The organism is Arthrobacter sp. 7Tela_A1, from assembly GCF_049311065.1.
Lineage (GTDB): Bacteria > Actinomycetota > Actinomycetes > Actinomycetales > Micrococcaceae > Arthrobacter_B.
Map to the genome: position 1 here is coordinate 1 of NZ_JAXIOO010000018.1, position 20,112 is coordinate 20,112.

The following is a 20,112-nucleotide window of genomic DNA, read 5'->3' on the forward strand; positions in this document are numbered from 1 at the left end:
CCGCCGGTCCCCCAGCCGGCGGCGACGAACTTTCAGCAGCCGAGATCGTGGCCGCGCAGGAGGAACTGCTGCGCGGCCTGCTCGGCACGCTCGGACCGGCCGGGTGGTCCTCCCCGGACGGCACAGCCTATGCCGAGGGAGCACTGCGGCCACAGGTCACTCCGTGCCCCGTGCAGCGGCGGTCCGGCCGGGGCACCAGCGGTACAGAAACGGGGCCGCGGCGGCATGTCCTCACCATGCACCTGACCGGGCCGGCTCCTGAGTCCGCCGTTACGTCCCGGGACCAGGCCCAGTACATCCTGGGCGCCCTGGGGACCGAGATGCTTTCCGCGCTGACACCGGGACCTGACGCCGCACCTTCCACGGAGTTCACCTACGTGGGCAGCCGGTCAGGCGTAACGGTTCGCTACGCTGCCAATGACTACCGGCAGTCCGTCGAAATCGTCAGCGGATGCACTTCTGATCCCGCCCACGACGCGACGTCCGGAAAACCCATCAACTAACCGCCCGCGTGTGGAATTTCGCCCGGGCGGCTGTTTTTTGGCGCTGGATGCTTGTGCCGAATATTTAGGAATCCTAAGCTCACCTCAGGTTACCGGCCGGTAACCATACCTTCTGACAATGAAGTCGCTGAGGTCTTCCATGAAAAAACCACTCGGCCTGCTCACTGCAGGTGCCCTGGCGTTCGGTTCGCTGCTGGCCGCACCGGCTGCACACGCAGCTCCCGCCCCCGCGCCGGCTCCCCGGACCGACGTCGTCGTTCCTTCCTTCGACGGCACCCCCATCCACACCAACTTCTTCCCGGCCCTGGGGCTCCAGGCCGGTGAACAAGCGCCGACCGTGATGGTCGGACCTGGATTTGGGCTGCCCGGTGGGCGGATCCCCACTACGTCCACAAGCACACTGGTTGGCTCGATCGGCATCGCTCCGCTCAGGGAGGCCGGCTACAACGTCGTGACCTGGGATCCCCGCGGCTTCGGTTTCAGCGGAGGGGAGGCCTACGTCAACAACCCGGAGTTCGAAGGCCGCGACGGCCAGGTCCTCATCGACTTCATCGCTTCCCAGCCCGAAGCAGCCCTGGACGCCCCGGGCGACCCGGTCCTGGGCATGGCGGGGGCCTCCTATGGGGGCGGCATCCAGTTCGTGCTGGCTTCGCTGGATGAGCGGGTCGACGCGATCGCGCCTACCATCGCCTGGAATGACCTGACCACCAGCCTCTACAAGGAAGGCGCCTTCAAGTCGGGCTGGGGAACCCTGCTGTGCCTGGAAGGAACCGTCACCGGCCAGCTGGGCGAGCTGGTAGGCAACCGCGGAGCGCTTGCCGCCCCGGTGCGGAAAGCCTGCCGTGAAGGTTTGACCTACCCCAACCAGCTGAGTCCGGAGTCTGTTGCCTACTTCGATTCCCTGACACCGGAGAGCATGTTCACCTCGATCACCGCTCCGACGCTGATCATCCAGGGCACCGTGGACACCCTGTTCACGCTGGACGAGGCGACCCGCAACTACAACCTCCTCAAATCCGCCGGGACCGAGGTGAAAATGCTGCAGTTCTGCGGCGGCCATGGCCTGTGCAGCTCCGGCGTGGCAGGACCGGACCGTATCACGGGCGCAGTCCTGAACTGGTTCAGCAAGCATTTGGACGGGAATGATGTGTCCACCGGCACGGATTTCGAGTTCATCGACCAGCGGGGCACCACCCGGGCATCCACCGGCTATCCCCAGCCGGTCGGTACCCTGACGGGTTCAGGCAAGGGCAATCTGCTGCTTTCGCCCGCCGCCGTCAGCGGCGGGGTCATTGCCGCCGCGTGGGCACCGGTTGCGGTCAATGCGCCGGTCACCGCTCCCGCGGCCGCCACCCAGGTCTTCGGAGCACCACAGCTCACGCTGACCTACCGCGGAACCTCCAGGACACCGAACACCCATGTCTATGCACAGATCATCGACAAGTCCCGAAGCTCACTGGTCGCCGGCAACCAGGTGACCCCCGTGCCGCTGATCCTGGACGGCACGGAACGTACCGTAACCGTGCCGCTGGAGGAGATCTCCTACCTCGTAACGCCGCAAACCAAGCTGGCGCTGCAGGTCACCCCCAGCTCCTCGGTCTACACCTCCCCCAAGGTCACTGCCCTGACCTCCTTCACCGCCTCCGTGTCCCTCCCGGTCATCGCCGACTACCCGGTGGTGCCCTAACGGCAGAAAAATGGCCCCGCCGGCCTGTTTCCTTCCGGCGGGGCCATCTCTGCTGCACGGCAGCGATCAGAGCGTGCGCATCTGCCGTTCCACTGCTTCCAGGGAAAGCCCGCGGGTTTCCGGCAGGTACCGCTTCACGAACAGCACGGCACAGATGCCCAGGGCAACGAAGATGAAGAACGTGTTGGAGATGCCCAGTGCAGCCATCAGCATGGGGAAGGAGAAACCGACGGCGAAGTTGGCCATCCACTGCACGAACACGGACAAACCGATCCCCAGGCCACGGACGCGCAGCGGGAAGATCTCGGCCAGCATCAGCCACGTCACCGGCGACACGGCGCCCTGCTGGAAGGCCAGGAACAGGACAGTCATGGAGAGCACCGCGAAACCCCGGGCAGTCCCTTCAGGCATGAGGATCGAGGCGATCCCGATGAGGGCCAGCATGCTGCTGGTGCCGATCAGGCCCGTCAGCAGCATCGGCCGCCGTCCAACCTTGCCCAGCAGCCAGATGCCCAGCAGCGCAGCCCCAACAGAGACGACGCCGTTGGCAATGTTCGCGGTCAGTGCCGCTTCCGTGCCGAAACCGGCATCGGCCAGGATCTGCGTGCCGTAATAGATGATCGCGTTGACGCCGGTGATCTGCTGGACGATCGAGAGCCCCATGCCGATCAGCAGGACGCGCAGCAGCCACGGCTCGGCAAAGTCCTTCAGCCGGCCGGTGCGGGAGTGGGCAGCCAGCCCCTTGATCTCCTCGTACTCCGCCTGCGCTGCTTCGGCGCTGCGGATCTTCTGCAGCGCGGTAAGCATCTGCGCGTACCGGCCCTTTGATCCCAGCCAGCGCGGGCTCTCCGGCACGAAGTGCATTCCGATCCAGAGCGCGATTGCCGGGAGCGTGGCGACCAGGAGCATCCAGCGCCAGACGTTGCCCTCTTCACCCCAGAGGTTGCCGATCACCGCGTTGCAGACGAAGGCGGCAAGCTGCCCGGTGACGATCATCAGCTGGTCCCTGGTAACCAGCTGCCCGCGGCGGGCTGCCGGAGCAAGTTCAGCCAGGAACATGGGTACGACGGCGGAGGCACCGCCCACGGCGAGGCCCAGGACCACTCGGGCCAGGACCATGAACCCGACGCCGGGTGCTGCAGCGGTGCCGGCGGCACCGAGCATGAACACGACGGCCAGGATGAGCAGCAGACGGCGCCGCCCCAGCCGGTCAGCCAGCTGTCCGGCGCCCACGGCACCGAAGGCTGCGCCGAAGAGGAGGCTGGAGGTCACCAGGCCTTCCGTGAAGGGTGTCAGGCCCAGATCGTCCTGCATGTAGGGCAGCGCCCCGTTGATCACGCCGGTGTCATAGCCGAAGAGGAAACCGCCCAGGGTCGCGATCCACGTGGCCCGGCGCAGTGCACGCCGGTGGTCGCCCGGAACGGCCGGGGAAGCTGGGTTGGAACTCATGTAGTTGTCTTGTCTTCCTGGAGGTGGACGCACAAAACCCCCGTGCACCGGAATCCGGGAACGGGGGTATGTGCTGGTGGAGCTTAGAGCGAAGCGAAAACTTCGCGCAGCAGCTCGGCGGTTTCGGACGGCGTCTTGCCGACCTTCACGCCTGCAGCTTCGAGGGCTTCCTTCTTGGCCTGGGCGGTTCCTGCGGAACCGGAGACGATGGCACCGGCGTGGCCCATGGTCTTGCCTTCGGGAGCCGTGAAGCCTGCCACGTAGCCGACAACCGGCTTGGTGACGTTGGCCTTGATGAATTCGGCTGCGCGCTCTTCGGCGTCGCCGCCGATTTCGCCGATCATCACGATCGCCTTGGTCTCGGGATCAGCTTCGAAGGCTGCGAGGGCGTCAATATGGGTGGTGCCGATAACCGGGTCGCCGCCGATACCGATGGCGGTGGAGAAACCGAGGTCGCGCAGTTCGTACATCATCTGGTAGGTCAGGGTGCCGGACTTCGAAACGAGGCCGATCGGACCCTTGCCCGTGATGTTGTTCGGGGTGATGCCAACCAGGGCTTCGCCGGGGGTGATGATGCCGGGGCAGTTCGGGCCGATGATGCGGGTGACCTGGTTGCCGTCGGCGTCGACCTTGGACTGGGCGTGGGCCCAGAACTCGGCGGAATCCTGGACGGGAACGCCTTCGGTGATGACCACAACGAGGCCGATGCCGGCGTCGATTGCTTCCATGACGGCGTCCTTGGTGAAGGCCGGCGGCACGAAGACGATGGAGACGTCGGCGTCGGTCTTGTCCATGGCCTCGGCCACGGTACCGAAGACCGGCAGCTCAACATCGCCGTGGGTCACGGTGGTGCCGGCCTTGCGGGCGTTGACGCCGCCGACGACCTGGGTCCCGGCCTTGAGCATCAGGGCGGTGTGCTTGGTGCCTTCGCCGCCGGTGATGCCCTGAACGATGACCTTGGAGTCCTTGTTCAAGAAGATAGACATATGTGAATTCTCTTTCTGGGGATCGGCTCGGTCAGCGAGCTGCGTAGGCGAGCTCGGCAGCCTTGTCGGCGCCGTTGTCCATGGTGGTGGCGAGGGTAACCAGCGGGTGGTTGGCCTCGGCCAGGATGCGGCGGCCTTCCTCGACGTTGTTGCCGTCCAGGCGGACGACCAGCGGCTTGTTGGCCTCGTCGCCGAGGATCTCCAGAGCCTTGACGATGCCGTTGGCAACGGCATCGCAGGCGGTGATTCCACCGAAGACGTTCACGAAAACGGACTTGACCTGCGAGTCATTCAGGATGACGTCCAGGCCGGCAGCCATCACGGCAGCCGAAGCTCCGCCGCCGATGTCCAGGAAGTTGGCGGGCTTGACGTTGCCGTGCTTTTCGCCGGCGTAGGCCACGACGTCGAGCGTGGACATAACCAGGCCAGCACCGTTGCCGATGATGCCCACTTCGCCGTCCAGCTTGACGTAGTTGAGGTCGTTGGCCTTGGCCTTGGCTTCCAGCGGGTCGGCTGCGTCCTTGTCCTCCAGCTCGGCGTGGCCGGGCTGGCGGAAGTCAGCGTTCTCGTCCAGGGAGACCTTGCCGTCCAGGGCAACGATGTCGCCTGCACCGGTCTTCACGAGCGGGTTGACCTCGACGAGCGTGGCGTCTTCCTTGACGAAGACATCCCACAGCTTGAGGATCGCGTTGACAACGCCCTCACGCAGCTCAGGAGCGAAACCGGCAGCGTCGACGATTTCTTCTGCCTTCGCGGTGTCAATGCCAACTGCCGGGTCAACGGCAACCCGGGCGAGGGCATCGGGACGCTCCACGGCGAGCTGCTCGATCTCCATGCCGCCTTCAACCGAGCACATGGCCAGGTAGTTGCGGTTGGCGCGGTCCAGCAGGACGGAGAAGTAGAACTCCTCAGCGATGTCGGCACCCTGGGCGATCATCACTTTGTTGACTGTGTGGCCCTTGATGTCCATCCCGAGGATGTTGCTGGCGTGCTCGAACGCTTCATCAGCGGTCTTCGCTACCTTGACGCCGCCGGCCTTGCCGCGGCCGCCGACCTTGACCTGGGCCTTGACGACGACGACGCCGCCAATCTTTTCGGCTGCAGCTTTGGCTTCTTCAGGAGTGTGCGCCACGATTCCGGCAAGCACGGGTACACCGTGCGCCTCAAACAGATCGCGCGCCTGATATTCAAACAGGTCCACGGGCTAGTGTCCTTCTACGTCGAAGTAGGTTTACATATCGATCAGCTGATCGGGAAGCAGATGCGTGAAGCCGGGCTGCCCCAATGGCACTTTAGTCCCTCGGCGTCGAACGCGTTTCACAGACTACCGCTTTAGTGATGAAGCACACAGTTCTATGGTTTGTAGAAATCGCGGTCTTTCGGTTATGGCCGCACCTGTGTGCTAAGGCTCCTTGGTCAGCGGAGCGTAGCGCAGCAGCAGCCGCTTCTCACCGGCGTCGAATTTCACCTTGGCCACCGTCTTGTCACCTGCTCCTTCAACGGACAGGACCGTTCCGTGGCCAAAGGAGGTGTGGTTGACCTTGTCCCCCACCGCCACGGAGATAACTTCCTTCTGCGGCTGGACCCGGCCGATGGCTTTGGACACTGGGGCCGAGGCGATGCTTCCTCCGGTGGACGATGCCGCTCCCGCCCCCCAATGGGATCCGCTGTAGCGGCTGGAGGTGATGCTGCCTCCGCCGCCCCAGGCCGGCCGATCCATGCCTTCGCGCTTCCACTCGATCAGCTCCGACGGCACCTCCGCCACGAACTGGCTCGCGGGGTTGTACTGGCTCTGCCCCCACATGCTCCGGACCTCGGACCGGGTGAGGTAGAGGCGCTGCCGGGCGCGCGTGAGCCCTACGTAGGCCAGCCGGCGTTCTTCGGCCAGCTCAGCCGGGTCCGTGGCCGAGCGCTGGTGCGGGAAGATGCCCTGCTCCATGCCGGTGAGGAAGACCACCGGGAATTCCAGTCCCTTGGCCGTATGCAGGGTCATCAGGGTCACCACGCCCTGCCGGCGGGATTCCTCGACGGCCGCGGCCACTTCTTCCGCAGAGCCCTCCGGTGCGTCCGGGATCTGGTCAGCGTCGGCCACCAGGGACACCTGTTCCAGGAACTGCTCCAGTGTGCCTTCGGGGTTGTCGCGTTCGAACTCGCGCACGACGGCGACGAGTTCGGCCAGGTTCTCGACCCGGGATTCGTCCTGCGGATCCGAGCTCTGCCGCAGCTGCGCCAGGTAGCCGGTCTGCTCCAGCACGGCTTCCAGTGCGGCGGACGCCCCGGAGCCGGACGCGACCTCGGCGAGGTCGTCGATGAGTTTCACGAACCCCTTGACCGAGTTCAGCGAACGCGTTGCCAGCCCGGGAGCATCCTCGGCACGGCGCAGCGCCGTCATGAAACTGACCCGTTCCCGCTCGGCCAGGGCCGCAATCGAATACTCGGCCCGGTCGCCGATGCCGCGTTTGGGCTCGTTCAGGATCCGGCGCAGGTTCACGACGTCGTCCTGGTTCACCAGCACCCGCAGGTACGCCAGCGCGTCCTTGATTTCCTTGCGCTCGTAGAACCGGGTGCCGCCAACCACCTTGTAGGGCAGGCCGACGCGCACCAGCACATCCTCGAGCGAGCGCGATTGCGCGTTGGTGCGGTAGAAGATGGCGACGTCGCCCGGACGCAGGTCTTCCTCATCCTGCAGCCGGTCGATCTCCTCGGCGATGAAGCGGGCTTCCTCGTGTTCGTTCTCGCCGACGTAGCCCACGATCTTGGCGCCGTCGCCCTCAGCCGTCCAGAGTTTCTTCTCCGGCCGGTTGGGGTTGCGGGAAATCACCGCGTTGGCGGCGGAGAGGATGGTCTGGGTGGAACGGTAGTTCTGTTCCAGCAGAATGGTCCGGGCGGACGGGTAATCCTTTTCGAAGTCCACGATGTTGCGCACGTCGGCGCCGCGGAAGGCGTAGATGGACTGGTCCGAGTCGCCGACGACGGTCAGTTCTGCCGGCGGAATGTCCACGTGCCCTTCGCCTTCTACGCCGACCAGCTCACGCACCAGGGCGTACTGGGCGTGGTTGGTGTCCTGGTACTCGTCGACCAGGATGTGGCGGAAACGGCGCCTGTAGTACTCGGCGACGCCGGGGAAGGCACGGAACATGTACACCGTCTGGGCGATCAGGTCGTCGAAGTCCATGGCGTTGGCCTGGCGCATGCGCTGGGTATAGCCCGTGTACACCTGGGCCACAGCCTGCTCGAACGGGTCCGAATAATTGGCGCTGGAGGCATAGGACTCATCATCAATGAGTTCGTTCTTCAGCCCGGAGATCTTGTTGGCGATGGCTTTGGGTGCGAACCGCTTGGGATCCAGGTCCAGCCCCTTAGCCACCAGGGTAATCAGGCGCAGCGTGTCCGCGGAGTCGTAGATGGAGAAGTTTGAATTCATGCCCACGGCTTTGGCCTCGCGGCGCAGGATCCGCACGCAGGAGGAGTGGAAGGTGGAGATCCACATGGTCTTGGCGACGCCGCCCACCAGCGATTCAATCCGCTCACGCATTTCTGCAGCGGCCTTGTTGGTGAAGGTGATCGCCAGGATCTGGCCCGGATTCGAGCGCCCGGTGGCCATCAGGTACGCGATCCGGTGGCTGAGCACGCGGGTCTTTCCGGAACCCGCTCCGGCCACGATCAGCAGCGGGGATCCGGAGTGCTTCACGGCTTCTTCCTGCTGCGGGTTCAGGCCGCGGAGCAGGTCGGCTGCCCGTGCTTCATCCACGCGCCGCCCACCGCGGGCATGGTCTCCGGAGGCTTTCGGCGCTTCGGCAACGGCACCCGCTGTCTGGCCCCCGGTGTTCAGAGCGGTGTCATCCCCGGCAGCGCCGGAGGCAGCCTTGGATTTGCCGGGCGTGGAAAAGTACGGATCAAAGAGATAGTCCATGGTGCGGTTAAGTCTAGGTCCTGGCCCTGACATTTTCCCGAAGGGCCGTACTGGCCGGGGACAACCTGCCCCCGCAGCGGTTATCCCTCATGGAGGAGCCGCTGCACGTCGCGGACGGCGGCAGCCGGACCGGCGACGTACCATCTGAACCCGTTGACCTCAATCACTGCAGTGGCTCCGCCGGCTGCTTCCACGATTGCCTTGCCCGGCAGCCAGTCCCATTCCGGGCAGCTGTGCTGGAACCAGACGCCGAGCCGGCCGGTGGCCACTGAGCCAAGGTCGCATGAACCGGATCCCAGCATGCGGATGGTAGCCGCGCCGGCGGCCGCCCGAGTCCAGGGATTGGCGACCTCACCGCGCATAAGCCAGGTGGGGTGAAGGTATGTTCCCGCGCTCAGGCGGTCCAGGCCGGCGTCGGCCAGGACAGGAAGGGCACCCCCGTTCAGGGTCGCAGCCCTCCCCGGCCCGCCGAGCCAGAGCTTGTCCTCCTGCGGCTGGAACACTGCTCCAAGAAGGACACCGGGGTTGTCCACGGGCTGGTCCGCATCCTCGTCGGGGCGCAGCGCCAGCGCGGAGCACCAGTAAGTGGAACCGGAAAGGAAGTTGTAGGTGCCGTCCACCGGATCAATAACCCAGGTCCGGCCCGAGGTCCCCTGGTGGCTCGCGCCCTCCTCCCCCACAATGCCGTCATCCGGCCGCAGCCTTCGGAGGGTCTCAAGCACCAGTTTTTCGGCCGCATGGTCAGCCGCCGTGACGACGTCGGACACCGACGTCTTTTGCCTTCCGGTGAGCCCCTCTTCGCGCATCGCGAAGGCGAGGGCACCCGCCTCGCGGACCAGGGAGGCGGCCAGGACGAAATCTTCTTCAGTGGCAAACGCGCTCATGGCCCTACCCTAGCGGGGCGCGCAAGGCCCCCGCGCCGTCCACCAGCTGCCTCCTCCATACTGTTGTTATGGGAAAAACTCCGGCACAGCGCGCAGCAAAGCACGGCGAGAAGGCTCTGACTCCTGTCCAGCAGGAAATGGCCGCCAACCAAACAACGCAGCGGACACCGCAGCAGGCCAGGAACAACGCCAATTTGATCCTGATCGCTGCGGCGGCCACCGCGCTGTTTATGTTTTGGTACTACCACCTTCTGGTGCTGAACCAGATGTCCCAGTTGTCGGGCGGACTGGCTATGCCGGACTCGCTGATCGGCGGGTATGACATGGAGTACCTGGCCGCCCTGCGCTCGGCAATGGATGCCGATGCACTGGGCCAGCTCAGTTACCTGCACAAGACGGCGGGCACCATATTTCCCCTCATGTTCGGATTCGCATGGCTGTTGATCATCGGCCTCAACACCCAGCGACGTTCGCTTCGCTGGGTATTGTGGGCCGCGCCGATCCTTTTCGTCATTGCGGATCTGTGGGAGAACGTCGCGATTGACAACGTCCTGGGGTCTGCGGAGCTAGCGGCCGGTGACGCTGCCCTGGCCGGCTTCCTGACGGTCGCCCGCTGGGTCCTCCTCGGGCTCAGCCTGGTGGCGTCCGTGCTTGCCGTGTTTAGCCGCCGGCCGGGACGGCCACCAGAACTTGTCGCCGAGGACAAACACTAGGGCCGGCACAATCACGGTCCGCACGATCAGGGTGTCGAACAGGACACCGATGGCCACGGTAATGCCCACCTGGGTCAGGGTGACCAGGGGCAGGACCCCCAGCACCACGAACACCGCTGCCAGCAGGATACCGGCACTGGTGATCACGCCGCCGGTGGAACGCAGAGCTGCCAGCATGCCCTTCTTGGTACCCATGGTGCCGGCGTTCTCCCGGGCCCGGGTGACCAGGAAGATGTTGTAGTCCACACCCAGCGCCACCAGGAACAGGAAGCTGTACAGCAGGGTCAGGGTGTCCAGGGCCGGGAAGCCCAGGACGTTCACGAACAGCAGCCAGCTCAGGCCGCTGGCAGCGAAGAAGGTGAGCAGCACCGAACCGACCAGCAGGAACGGTGCAACAAGGGACCGCAGCAGGACCAGCAGCACCAGGAACACCAGGATGATGACCAGGGAAACCACCAGTGTCACGTCGTGGGTATTCGCGTCCAGCTGGTCAACCCGCTCGGCTGCTTCGCCACCCACCAGGGCGTCGTACTCCGGAGAGTCCGCAAGCTCGGCGCGCAGATCCCGAATGAAGTCGTTCGATTCCTCGGTTCCTGCTTCATAGGAATTGATCAGGTCGATCCGGGTCAGGCCGTCGTGCTCGGAACTGACGGTGGCGCTGTCCACGCCGTCCAGGGAGCCGAGCTCCTTCGTTGCTGCCTCTGCCTCTTCCGAGTTCACCAGGACGATCACGGGGGAGGTGCTTCCGGCAGCGAATCCTTCGGACAGGGTCTCCGCAGCAGTGACAGCTTCGGGCTTGTCCGTGAACTGTTCGTTCTCGCTCAGGCCGATCTTGGCGCTGAAGAGGCCGCTGGCCATGAGCAGGAGAACCACGACGGCGATGCCGGCGATCGTCTTCGGCCGGCGGGCCGTTGCGTCGCCGAGCTTGCCCCAGAACTTGCCTTCACGTGCCGGGTCTCCGACCTTGGGCACGAACGGCCAGAACAGCTTCCGGCCCAGCAGCACCAGTGCCACGGGAAGCAGCAAGAGCGCGCTGAGGATCGCGAAGACAATGCCAAGAGCTGCCGAGAAGCCCAGCCCGCGGTAGCTCATGGTGTCGGTGAAGAGCAGGGTCAGCAGGGCCAGGATGACGGTGCCGCCGGAGGCGATGATCGCTTCGCGGGTGCGGGTGAGTGCCTTGCCCATGGCGGCGTAGACGCTGTCGTGGAGCCGCAGTTCTTCGCGGTACCGGGCAATCAGGAGCAGGGCGTAGTTCGTCGCGGCGCCAAACACCAGGACGCTGGTAATGCCCACGGCAGAAGGATCCACTTCAATCCCGACGAGCGGGGCCAGTACGTCAACCATGCGCAGGGAGAGCTGTTCGGTCGCGGCAACGATCGCCAGCGGGACGATCCACAGCCACGGTGAGCGGTAGGTGATGATCAGCAGCAGGGCGACCACTCCTGCGGTGACCGCAAGGAGCGTGAAGTTGGCTCCGGCGAAAACGCCGGCCAGGTCTGCGGTGAATGCAGCTCCGCCGGTCAGTTCGGCCTTGATTCCCTCCGGCGCAGCGTCACTGACGGCCTCGCGCAGGCTGGCGACCTCTTCGCCCACTGCATCGCCGTCGTCGGCGGCAGCCTGGAGCGTGACCGGAATGATCGCGACCACGCCGTTTTCGGAAACCAGCGGGGGAACCTGGGCGGGAGGGGCCTCGACGCCGGCGTCTGTTGCGGCCGCGCTGATTCCGGCAATGCCTGCAATATCCGTCTCGCTCATTTCGCCGCCGTCTTCGCGCGAAACTACAATCAGCGCGGTGGACTGCTGTGCATCAGGGAATTCCTTGAGCAGCTCCTGCACTTGGGTGACCTGGTACTTGTCGCTGAGCTGGCCCACGGTCGAGGACTCGTTTTCGGGGACCGGAATGGCAAAAAGCCCCACGATCACTACCAGGCCGAGGAACAGCGTGACCAACGCCGCCTTGGCCGAGCGAACTATCCCTGCATGCATTTCAGACTCCTGTGTGGGGCTGGAAAAAGTAACTAGAGAACAAAGTATCTCTTATTTAGAGATACTTCAACATGGAGCTACTATGTACCCGTGGACAGAAATGAGCTGAGGCTTGAGATCGTCAATGCCGTGCGGGGCATGGGCCTGGACGGGCAGCTGGTCGCGGACGCTTTCGCCCACAGCCACGGATTGAACTCCACGGATATGCGGGCGCTGACCCTGATCATGGAAGCCGAAGTGCGGGGAGAGCCGCTGACCGCGGGAAGGCTCAGCAGCCAGCTGGGAACGTCCACAGGAGCTACAACTGCCGTTATCGACCGGCTTGAGCGGATCGGGCACATCCACCGGACCCGTTCGGAGCAGGACCGCCGGAAAGTGACGCTGCATTTCGAAGCCCTGGCCCGGCAGCTTGCGGGCGCCTACTTTGGTCCGCTGGGCCTGCTGACGAGCCAGGTCATGGACCGCTACAGCGATCAGGAACTGGAAACCGTCCACAGCTTCCTCAACGGCATGCGGCAGGCCTACTCCCAGCATCTGCAGGCCCTGGAGGAGTCCAACGGCGCGGCCGAGGCCGGCGCGGCATCAGCCGGGGAAAACAGGTAAGCTGTCTATCGCTGCCGGCACCCGGCAGCCACGCCTCCGTAGCTCAGTAGGATAGAGCGGCCCTCTCCTAAAGGGCAGGTCGTCGGTTCGATTCCGGCCGGGGGCACTTTTTATGCCCCGCGGCCTCCCGGCTATTTGACGGCGCCGGCGGTCAGGCCGCCGATGAGCCGTTTCTCAATGACTGCGAAGAGAATGATCACGGGGACGATCGCGACGATTGAGACTCCGAAGACGTACTGCCAGCTGGTGGCGTACTGGCCTATAAACTTCGTCAGCGCCACTGAGAGCGGCTGGTTCTCCGCCGTCGACATGATGACCAGGCTGGCGGCGAACTCGTTCCACGCCGACACGAAGGTAAAGATCACAGCGGTGACAATGCCGGGCCACACCAGCGGGAGGTTCACGCTGAACAGCACCCTCAGCCGCCCTGCCCCGTCGATCTGAGCAGCCTCGTCGATTTCCTTGGGAATGGCGGCGAAGAAACTGTGCATGATCCACAGCGCGAAGCAGAGGTTGAAGGCGGCGTTGATCAGGATCATGGCAATCCACGTGTCATTCAGGTCGAGCCACAGCATTTGCCGGAACAACCCGGCGGTCAGGACAGCGGGCTGGAGCATCTGGGTGATGATCACCAGGAAAAGGAAGGCCATCCGTCCCGGAAAGCGGAAGCGTGCCGTGTAATACGCGGCCGGGGTAGCCACCAGCAGGACCAGGATGGTCGAACACACGGCGATGATGATCGTGGACATCAAATTGAAGGTCAGCGGCGTTTCAGGTGTGTCCCACATGGAGGCGTAGTTGCCGAACTGCAGTCCGTCCTGGGGAAAGTAGGCCGGGGGCACAGCAAGGATTTCGGACCGGGTCTTCAGTGAACCGACCAGCATGATCAGGTAGGGCGTCAGGAATACGAGCGCAATGACGGCCCCGACGGCCGAGCGCAGGCCCATCCGGCGCGGGCTGTTTTCGGCGCTGCTGTTGCCGCGTGTCCGGAGCTTCAGCGGTGCCTTCAGGTCAACGGGAACGGGCGCGGTGGCGGCCATCTAGGCCTCCTTCGTGGGCTTGATGACTTTGACGTAGACCGCGACGATCACGAGCACGACGGCGAAATTGACCACGCTGAGCGCGCTGGCAATGTCGAGGCGACGCTCAAACTGAAGCACTTTGAAGATGTAGGTCATCAAGGTGTCCGCGTTGTAGCCGGGAATGGAACCCGTCATGATCCGCAGGATCGGCAGGTTGTTGAAGACGTTGATGATGTTGATCAGCACCGAAACGGCCAGGGCACCGCGCAGCTGCGGCAGGACAACACTGAAGAACGTCTTGGCGGGTCCTGCGCCGTCCATTTTCGCTGCTTCCAGGGTGTCACCGGGGATGGCCTGGAATCCGGCCAGCAGGGTGTACGTGGTGAACGGAAGGGAAACAAAGACACCCACGATGATCGCTGCCGCAAGGGCCGAGGCAACGTTCTTGGTGAAGCCGTAAGGGCTGTCCATCAACCCGATGTCCACCATGAACTTATTGATGATTCCGTAATCCCGGTCCAAGCCGTAGTAGAACACTGTGGTGGTCATGACGACGCTGGCGGCCCACGGCACGACGACGGCCATACGCACCAGTGTCCGACCGGGGAATGGCTTGTTAAGGAAGTTTGCCAAGGCGAGGGAGATCAGCACGGTCAAGCTCACGACGACAACTACCCACACGACGGTATTGAGCAGGATACGGGGAAGGTTGGGATCGCTGAAGATCGTGGCAAAGTTTGCCAGGCCCACCCCTTCGACGTTGGTGCCTGCCTGGCTGATCTTCCGCGTCGAGCTGTAGATCATGTAACCGGCGGGAAAGACCACCACGCCGAATATCAGCAGCAGCACAGGGCCTATCCAGGGCAGGGCTGCCAGGATGTCCCGGGACCTCTGCCCCTTCTTCCGCAGTCTCGGCGGTTTGGCGGGTTTCCGTCCCGGAACCGATGTCCGCGGTGTGGTCAGTATGCTCATTGTCTGGCTACCGTTCTCGGGCTGAGGGGCCGGCCCGGCGTGCGGACCGGCCCCTGCTGCTGCGTCTGTGCTGCTGTATCCGTTCTGCTGTATCTATTCTTAGGAAGCGTCCGCCTTGGACTGGATCTGTTCCAGGACCGTAGCCGCGTCCTGGTCTTCCAGCTGGCCCATCAGGGACTTGAAAGCACCGTCGGTGGCGTTCCACGCCGGGTTCGTCGTCGGGTAGAACTTGGCGCTGGGCAGCATCTCGAGGAAGGGCTTCAGGGTTTCATCCGACGCCATCGCCTCGGATCCGCTCTTCGTCGTAGGAAGGAAGCCCTCCGTCTGAACCCAGTTCACGTACTGGTCCTCGGCAAAGAAGAAGTCCATGAAAGCGGTGATGGCCTCGGCCTTGGTGTCGTCGTTCTTGAACGCCATGAGACGGTCAGCGACGCCAAGGGTAGACGGCTCACCCGTGTTCGTCGGAACACTGGTGACACCGTAGTTGAGGTCAGGATTCGCTTCCTCAATCTGTCCCACAGTCTGCGGAAGGGCGTAGGCCATGCCGATCTGGCCCTGCGCGAAGACGTTCAGCATGGGGGTGCGCTGGGTGGCGCCGGGGTCCGGCTGCGTGACGCCGTCGGTGATCATCTTTTTCATGAACTCTGCCGCTTCGACGTTTTCGGCGCTGCTGACGGTGATCTCCGACTCGTCGCCGAAGCCGCCGCCGTTGCCTGCAAACCAGATCAGGCTCTCGCCCTGGGCTTCTTCGGACCCCAGCGGCATGCCGTATCCGGGGGTTCCCGTCGCCGAGATCTTCTTCGCGGCCTCGTGCAGCTCATCCCAGGTGGTGGGCGGCGCCTCGACGCCGGCTGCGTCGAACAGGTCCTGGTTGTAGAAGAGCGCACGTACCGAAGCGATCAGCGGCAGGCCGTACTGGGTGCCGTCCAGCGCTTCATTCTCCGCGAACGATTCCTGGAAGTCGGCGATTGTCTCCTCGGAGGCAACATCCGCAGCGGAGTAGAGCAGTCCCTCTTCCGCGAAGGCGGAGAAAGCACCGCCGTTGTAAATGTCAGGAGCTTCGCCTGCCTGGATCTTGGTCTGCAGGACTGATTCAAGGTTCTCCCAGGACTCGACCTGGAGATTGATGTCGATGTCCTCATTGGCTGCCTCGAATTCCTCGATGACACCCTCCCACAGGGCCTTGGTGCCGTCGGAATACGTGGGCACCAGCAGGTTGAGGGTGGTGCCGCCGTCTTCGCTGTCCCCTCCCCCGCCGAAGCCGCAGGAGGAGACTGCCAGGGTGCCGGCAGCTACGGCCGCAATGAGGCCCAGGGGGAGTTTTCTCTTCATTGAATCCTCTTTCAAGTGATGGACCGGTAGGGCAACTGCCACCCGCCAGATCGGTGAGCGGTACGGGTTGCGCATCGCAAGTGACAAGACATGACTTTTTCCACCTGTTCGCAATCACAAGCAAGCAAGCAGATGCCACATAATTTCCTGCCCGGGGCAGGGAGTCAAGAGGGTGGAAAAAGTTTCACCTTCCCGAAACATGCGGATTGGCTGACGTGCGGACCGAACCAGGCTCCAAACTTCAATGATTTTTAATGATCGCTGGACATCCAAAGCAATCAACATGCACCATGAAGTAATCGCGCGCCACGGGAGCGAGGCGCATCCTTCGAAAAGGAGCACATCCGTAAATGCCCGAATCTGCGACCACAGCATCCGCCGCCACTCTTCCCGGGCAGTGGATGCGCGAAGAACTCCAGTCCCAGCCCGGGATCTGGGAACGCGCGATCCGTCAGGCAAGCGCCGAGCGGCTGCTCCCGGACCGTGGAGCGAAAGTGGCCGTGGTGGGGTGCGGTACCTCCTGGTTCATGGCCCAGGCCTTCGCCTCTGCGCGTGAAGCAGCAGGCCACGGAATCACCGACGCCTTTGCCGCATCCGAAGCCGCCTGCCTTCCCGCGCGGGGATACGACGCCGTAGTTGCCATCACGCGCTCCGGGACCACCAGCGAAATCCTGGACCTCATGTCCAGCCTCCGCGGCACCGGAACCCGGACGGCCCTTGTGCTGGGAGCAACGGGAACGCCTGCCGCCGAACTGGCCGACGCCGTCATTGCGCTGCCCTACGCCGACGAGACATCGGTTGTCCAAACCCGCTTCGCCACGGCAGCGCTTTGCTACCTGCTTTCCTCCCTCGGCTGGGATCTCTCGGACGCGGTCGCCGATGCCCGCAGGGTCCTGGAGGAAAGCACTCCCACGCCACTGCTCGAGGCCGGACAGTTTACTTTCCTCGGCCGGGGCTGGACCGTCGGCCTGGCCCACGAGGCAGCCCTCAAAATGCGGGAAGCAGCCCAGGAATGGACGGAATCGTATCCCGCCATGGAATACCGCCACGGTCCGATTGCGATAGCTGCACCCGGAAGGGTCACCTGGCTCCTGGCTCCGGAGCCCGCCGGACTCGGCGATGATGTTCGAGCTGCGGGCGCCCGGTTCGAAGCCGCAGACCGGCATCCGCTGGCCGAACTCGTCCGGGTCCACAAAGTGGCGCTGGAAAGGGCCTTGGCAGCTGGGCTGAACCCCGACAGTCCCCGCAACCTGACCCGCTCCGTCATCCTGGACGACTAGGAATCCAATGCTCCCCTTGGTTCCCCGGGACGGGAACGGACTCGTCCTCGCCCTTGATGTCGGCGGTACCGACATAAAGGTCGCCCTGCAGGACGGCTCAGGCGTATTCCACGGCTTGAGGCGGCTCTCCACGCCCCGCGACGCCCGGCGTCCGGGCGACCTGGTTGTCGAAGAGGTCGCCCGGCTTCTGGTGGATTACCAGGAGCAGGCAGGCAGCGTACCCGTCCGGTCCATCGGCTTGGCGGTTCCGGGACTCGTCGACGAGGAATCCGGCGTCGGCATTCTCTCCACGAACCTCGGCTGGCGGAACTATCCGTTTTCCCGCAATGTCGAGGAGGCAACCGGACTCCCGGTCGCTTTCGGACATGACGTCGGGCTGGCCGGTGAGGCGGAAATGCGGCTCGGCGCCGGACGCGGACTGCGGGATGCCGTCGTCATGGTCATCGGAACGGGGATCGCCGGGGCCCTGTTCTGCGACGGCCGGCGTGTCCAGGGCGGCGGGTTTGCCGGCGAAATCGGCCACGCGCCGGTGGCCGGCGGCATCCGCTGCGCATGCGGTGCCTCGGGCTGCCTGGAAACCGTCGCTTCGGCAGGTGCCATTGCCCGCCGCTACACAGAGCTCACCGGCGTACCGGTCTCCGGTGCCCGGGAGGTCCTGGCTGCGGCTGATGCCGGGAACGCCGACGCCGGCAGGATCTGGAACGAGGCGATCGAGGCCCTCGCCGCTGTTGTCGCCTCGATGACCGCCGTGCTGGGCAGCGAAGCGGTCATCTTCGGCGGCGGGCTGTCCCAAGCCGGCAGCGCGCTGCTGGAACCGGTGGCACGGCTGGTTGATTCCCGGCTCTCCTTCCACCGCCGTCCGCGGCTGCTCAGCTCGGTCCTTGGACAGGATGCCGGTCTGACGGGGGCCGCGCTCCGCGCCCGCGACCTGCTGGCGGCAACCGCATGACCAGGGTTCTTGGCACGGTCCTCACGCTGACCCCGAATCCCGCACTCGATGAGACGTACTCCGTTCCGGCCCTGGTACCCGGAAGCACCCACCGGGTGCCGACGCCGCTGGCCCGGGCCGGAGGCAAAGGCGTCAACGCTGCCCGCGTGGCGCACCAGCTCGGCTATCGGGCGCTGGCGGTCGCGCCCTCCGGCGGTCCGGCAGGGAAGATCTTCCGGGCCGAACTGGAGTCTTCCGGCCTGCCCCACGTTCTCGTGGACTCCGCCGCGCCCACCCGGCGAAGCATGGCCTTCGTTGATGACGCGAGCGGGCTGACGAGCATCTTCAACGAGACAGGATTCCCGCTCTCACCAGGGGAAGGAGAGGACCTGCTGGGGGCTGTCGAAGCCGAACTCCCCCACACAGCCTGCCTGGTCGGTGCGGGCAGTCTCCCGCCGCAGGCTCCCCCTGATTTTTTCGCCCGGCTCGTCCGGCTCGGCAACGCGTCCGGGCTGCCGTGCATCATCGACACCTCCGGCCCCCCCCCCCGGGGCGCCGCGGGCCGCGGGCGCCTTCCTGCTCAAACCCAACCGCGAGGAACTGGCGGAGGCAACCGGGCAGCCTGATGTCTCCGCCGGGGCGGCAGCGCTCCTTCGGGCCGGAGCCCGGAACGTCCTCGTCAGCGCTGGCGCTGAGGGGATGTGGCTTTTTACCGCGGAGGAGCCGGACGCCTTTTACACCGCATCCCTGGGCCGCAGCCTGCCGGGAAACCCCACCGGAGCCGGCGACGCCGCCGTAGCGGCCGTTGCCGTCCAACTGGCATCGGGAAACGGGGATCCGGCCACCTGGCTGCGTGCCGCGGCGGCCTGGTCGGCAGCCGCCGTCCTGATGCCGGCTGCCGGGGAAATATCCCCGAGCTATGCCTCCTTCGCGGACGAAGTGCAGGTACATCGGGTCACCCGGGGCGCGGCCCTGACGCAGGAGGAAAACGCATGAGCCTCACACCTACCCGCACGCTGGTTCAGGACGCCGCTGCGGCCGGAACAGGCATAGGCGCCTTCAACGTCCTGCACCTTGAAACAGCCGAGGCGATCGTTCTGGGAGCGGAGGAAGCAGGGCTGCCGGTCATCCTGCAGATCTCGGAAAACTGCTCCGCGTACCACGGGGCCCTGGAACCGCTGGCTTTGGCCTGCCGGTCCGTGGCATCAGCTGCCTCCGTCCCCGTAGCACTGCATTTGGACCATGCCGAGGACGAAACACTGGTGCACAGCGCCATTGAGCTGGGATTCGGGTCCGTCATGTTCGACGCAGCGCGCCTGCCCTACAGCGAGAACGTTGCCGCCACAGCACGCGTGGTGAAGCATGCCGAGGCAACAGGCGTCTTCGTGGAGGCGGAGCTCGGGGAAATCGGCGGCAAGGACGGCGCGCACGCCCCCGGAATCCGCACCGACCCGTTCGAAGCCGTGGACTTTGTCCTGTCAACGGGAGTCGATGCCCTGGCGGTCGCCGTCGGGTCCTCCCATGCCATGACCGACCGGTCCGCGGCCCTGGACCTGGACCTGATTGCCGAGCTGCGCAGGACCCTGGACGTTCCGCTGGTCCTGCACGGATCCTCCGGTGTGAGCGACGCCATGCTCGTCGCAGCCATTCGGGCGGGGATGACTAAGATAAATGTTTCCACCCATTTGAACAGCTTCTTCACCCGTGCGGTCCGCGGGGCGCTCGAACAGGACCCGTCCCTGGTGGATTCACGGAAGTACCTCCGCGCGGGCCGGGAGGCTCTGGCACCGGAGGCAGGCCGGTTGCTGAGGCTCTTCTCGCTCCATGGGTGCCACTGCCCCGGCGAAGACTAGG

Annotated in this window: 17 protein-coding genes, 1 tRNA gene and 1 pseudogene; 10 read left to right on the forward strand and 9 right to left on the reverse strand. The window is 64.8% G+C overall.

Annotated features, from left to right (window positions below; all coding sequences use genetic code 11):
• Together TVB01_RS09280 and TVB01_RS09285 are read left to right on the forward strand one after the other, a co-directional pair.
• Positions 1 to 503: hypothetical protein (locus tag TVB01_RS09280; RefSeq protein ID WP_422455611.1), on the forward strand; the 503-nt coding region annotated here is incomplete at its 5' end.
• A gap of 139 nt (positions 504 to 642) precedes the next feature.
• Positions 643 to 2,190 (forward strand): alpha/beta hydrolase family protein, encoded by a 1,548-nt coding sequence (locus tag TVB01_RS09285; RefSeq protein WP_422455612.1) that lies wholly within the window; start codon positions 643 to 645, stop codon positions 2,188 to 2,190.
• 66 nt (positions 2,191 to 2,256) lie between these two features.
• On the opposite strand, the gene TVB01_RS09290 is transcribed toward TVB01_RS09285, so the two are convergent.
• The 5 genes from TVB01_RS09290 to TVB01_RS09310 all read right to left on the reverse strand — a co-directional run bounded on the left by TVB01_RS09290 (position 2,257) and on the right by TVB01_RS09310 (position 9,422).
• Positions 2,257 to 3,639 (reverse strand): sugar porter family MFS transporter, encoded by a 1,383-nt coding sequence (locus TVB01_RS09290; RefSeq protein WP_422455613.1) that lies wholly within the window; start codon positions 3,637 to 3,639, stop codon positions 2,257 to 2,259.
• An 83-nt stretch (positions 3,640 to 3,722) separates the two neighbouring features.
• Complete coding sequence (gene sucD, locus TVB01_RS09295) at positions 3,723 to 4,625, reverse strand: succinate--CoA ligase subunit alpha (protein ID WP_422455614.1); 903 nt, start codon at positions 4,623 to 4,625, stop codon at positions 3,723 to 3,725.
• A 31-nt stretch (positions 4,626 to 4,656) separates the two neighbouring features.
• On the reverse strand, positions 4,657 to 5,826 hold the full coding sequence (gene sucC, locus TVB01_RS09300) for an ADP-forming succinate--CoA ligase subunit beta (RefSeq protein WP_422455615.1): 1,170 nt from the start codon (positions 5,824 to 5,826) through the stop codon (positions 4,657 to 4,659).
• A gap of 201 nt (positions 5,827 to 6,027) precedes the next feature.
• Positions 6,028 to 8,538, reverse strand: a complete 2,511-nt coding sequence (gene pcrA / locus TVB01_RS09305) for a DNA helicase PcrA (RefSeq protein ID WP_422455616.1) — start codon at positions 8,536 to 8,538, stop codon at positions 6,028 to 6,030.
• 80 nt (positions 8,539 to 8,618) lie between these two features.
• A complete protein-coding gene (locus tag TVB01_RS09310; RefSeq protein WP_422455617.1) occupies positions 8,619 to 9,422 on the reverse strand; it encodes an inositol monophosphatase family protein in 804 nt (267 codons plus the stop codon).
• 68 nt (positions 9,423 to 9,490) lie between these two features.
• Here TVB01_RS09310 and TVB01_RS09315 point away from each other — a divergent pair, with 68 nt between their 5' ends.
• Entirely contained in the window at positions 9,491 to 10,135 is a 645-nt protein-coding gene (locus TVB01_RS09315; protein ID WP_422455618.1) for a hypothetical protein, read from the forward strand.
• An 18-nt stretch (positions 10,136 to 10,153) separates the two neighbouring features.
• Here the strand turns inward: TVB01_RS09315 and TVB01_RS09320 are convergent.
• A pseudogene (locus TVB01_RS09320) lies at positions 10,154 to 12,121 on the reverse strand (MMPL family transporter); the annotation flags it as partial.
• 90 nt (positions 12,122 to 12,211) lie between these two features.
• On the opposite strand from TVB01_RS09320, the gene TVB01_RS09325 reads away from it, so the two are divergent.
• Complete coding sequence (locus TVB01_RS09325) at positions 12,212 to 12,724, forward strand: MarR family winged helix-turn-helix transcriptional regulator (RefSeq protein ID WP_422455619.1); 513 nt, start codon at positions 12,212 to 12,214, stop codon at positions 12,722 to 12,724.
• Positions 12,725 to 12,756: 32 nt separating this feature from the next.
• A tRNA-Arg gene (locus TVB01_RS09330) sits at positions 12,757 to 12,830 on the forward strand.
• A 25-nt stretch (positions 12,831 to 12,855) separates the two neighbouring features.
• Here the strand turns inward: TVB01_RS09330 and TVB01_RS09335 are convergent.
• The 3 genes from TVB01_RS09335 to TVB01_RS09345 form a co-directional block, all read right to left on the reverse strand.
• Positions 12,856 to 13,764, reverse strand: coding sequence for a carbohydrate ABC transporter permease (locus tag TVB01_RS09335; protein WP_422455620.1), 909 nt, complete (start codon positions 13,762 to 13,764; stop codon positions 12,856 to 12,858).
• A complete protein-coding gene (locus tag TVB01_RS09340; RefSeq protein WP_422455621.1) occupies positions 13,765 to 14,718 on the reverse strand; it encodes a carbohydrate ABC transporter permease in 954 nt (317 codons plus the stop codon).
• A 99-nt stretch (positions 14,719 to 14,817) separates the two neighbouring features.
• Positions 14,818 to 16,050, reverse strand: a complete 1,233-nt coding sequence (locus TVB01_RS09345; RefSeq protein ID WP_422455622.1) for an extracellular solute-binding protein — start codon at positions 16,048 to 16,050, stop codon at positions 14,818 to 14,820.
• 350 nt (positions 16,051 to 16,400) lie between these two features.
• On the opposite strand from TVB01_RS09345, the gene TVB01_RS09350 reads away from it, so the two are divergent.
• From TVB01_RS09350 to TVB01_RS09370, 5 genes are read left to right on the forward strand one after another with little or no spacing between them, the layout of a single operon-like run.
• Positions 16,401 to 17,330, forward strand: a complete 930-nt coding sequence (locus tag TVB01_RS09350) for an SIS domain-containing protein (protein ID WP_422455623.1) — start codon at positions 16,401 to 16,403, stop codon at positions 17,328 to 17,330.
• 7 nt (positions 17,331 to 17,337) lie between these two features.
• Entirely contained in the window at positions 17,338 to 18,279 is a 942-nt protein-coding gene (locus TVB01_RS09355) for an ROK family protein (protein ID WP_422455624.1), read from the forward strand.
• Positions 18,276 to 18,884 carry a 1-phosphofructokinase family hexose kinase gene (locus TVB01_RS09360; RefSeq protein ID WP_422455625.1) on the forward strand — a complete coding sequence of 203 codons (609 nt, stop codon included), beginning with the start codon at positions 18,276 to 18,278 and terminating at the stop codon, positions 18,882 to 18,884. Before TVB01_RS09355 ends, TVB01_RS09360 begins: the two co-directional genes overlap by 4 nt.
• Entirely contained in the window at positions 18,859 to 19,254 is a 396-nt protein-coding gene (locus tag TVB01_RS09365) for a PfkB family carbohydrate kinase (protein ID WP_422455665.1), read from the forward strand. The genes TVB01_RS09360 and TVB01_RS09365 overlap by 26 nt, the downstream gene beginning before the upstream one ends.
• Entirely contained in the window at positions 19,251 to 20,111 is an 861-nt protein-coding gene (locus TVB01_RS09370; protein ID WP_422455626.1) for a class II fructose-bisphosphate aldolase, read from the forward strand. Before TVB01_RS09365 ends, TVB01_RS09370 begins: the two co-directional genes overlap by 4 nt.
• Position 20,112: the final 1 nt, after the last annotated feature.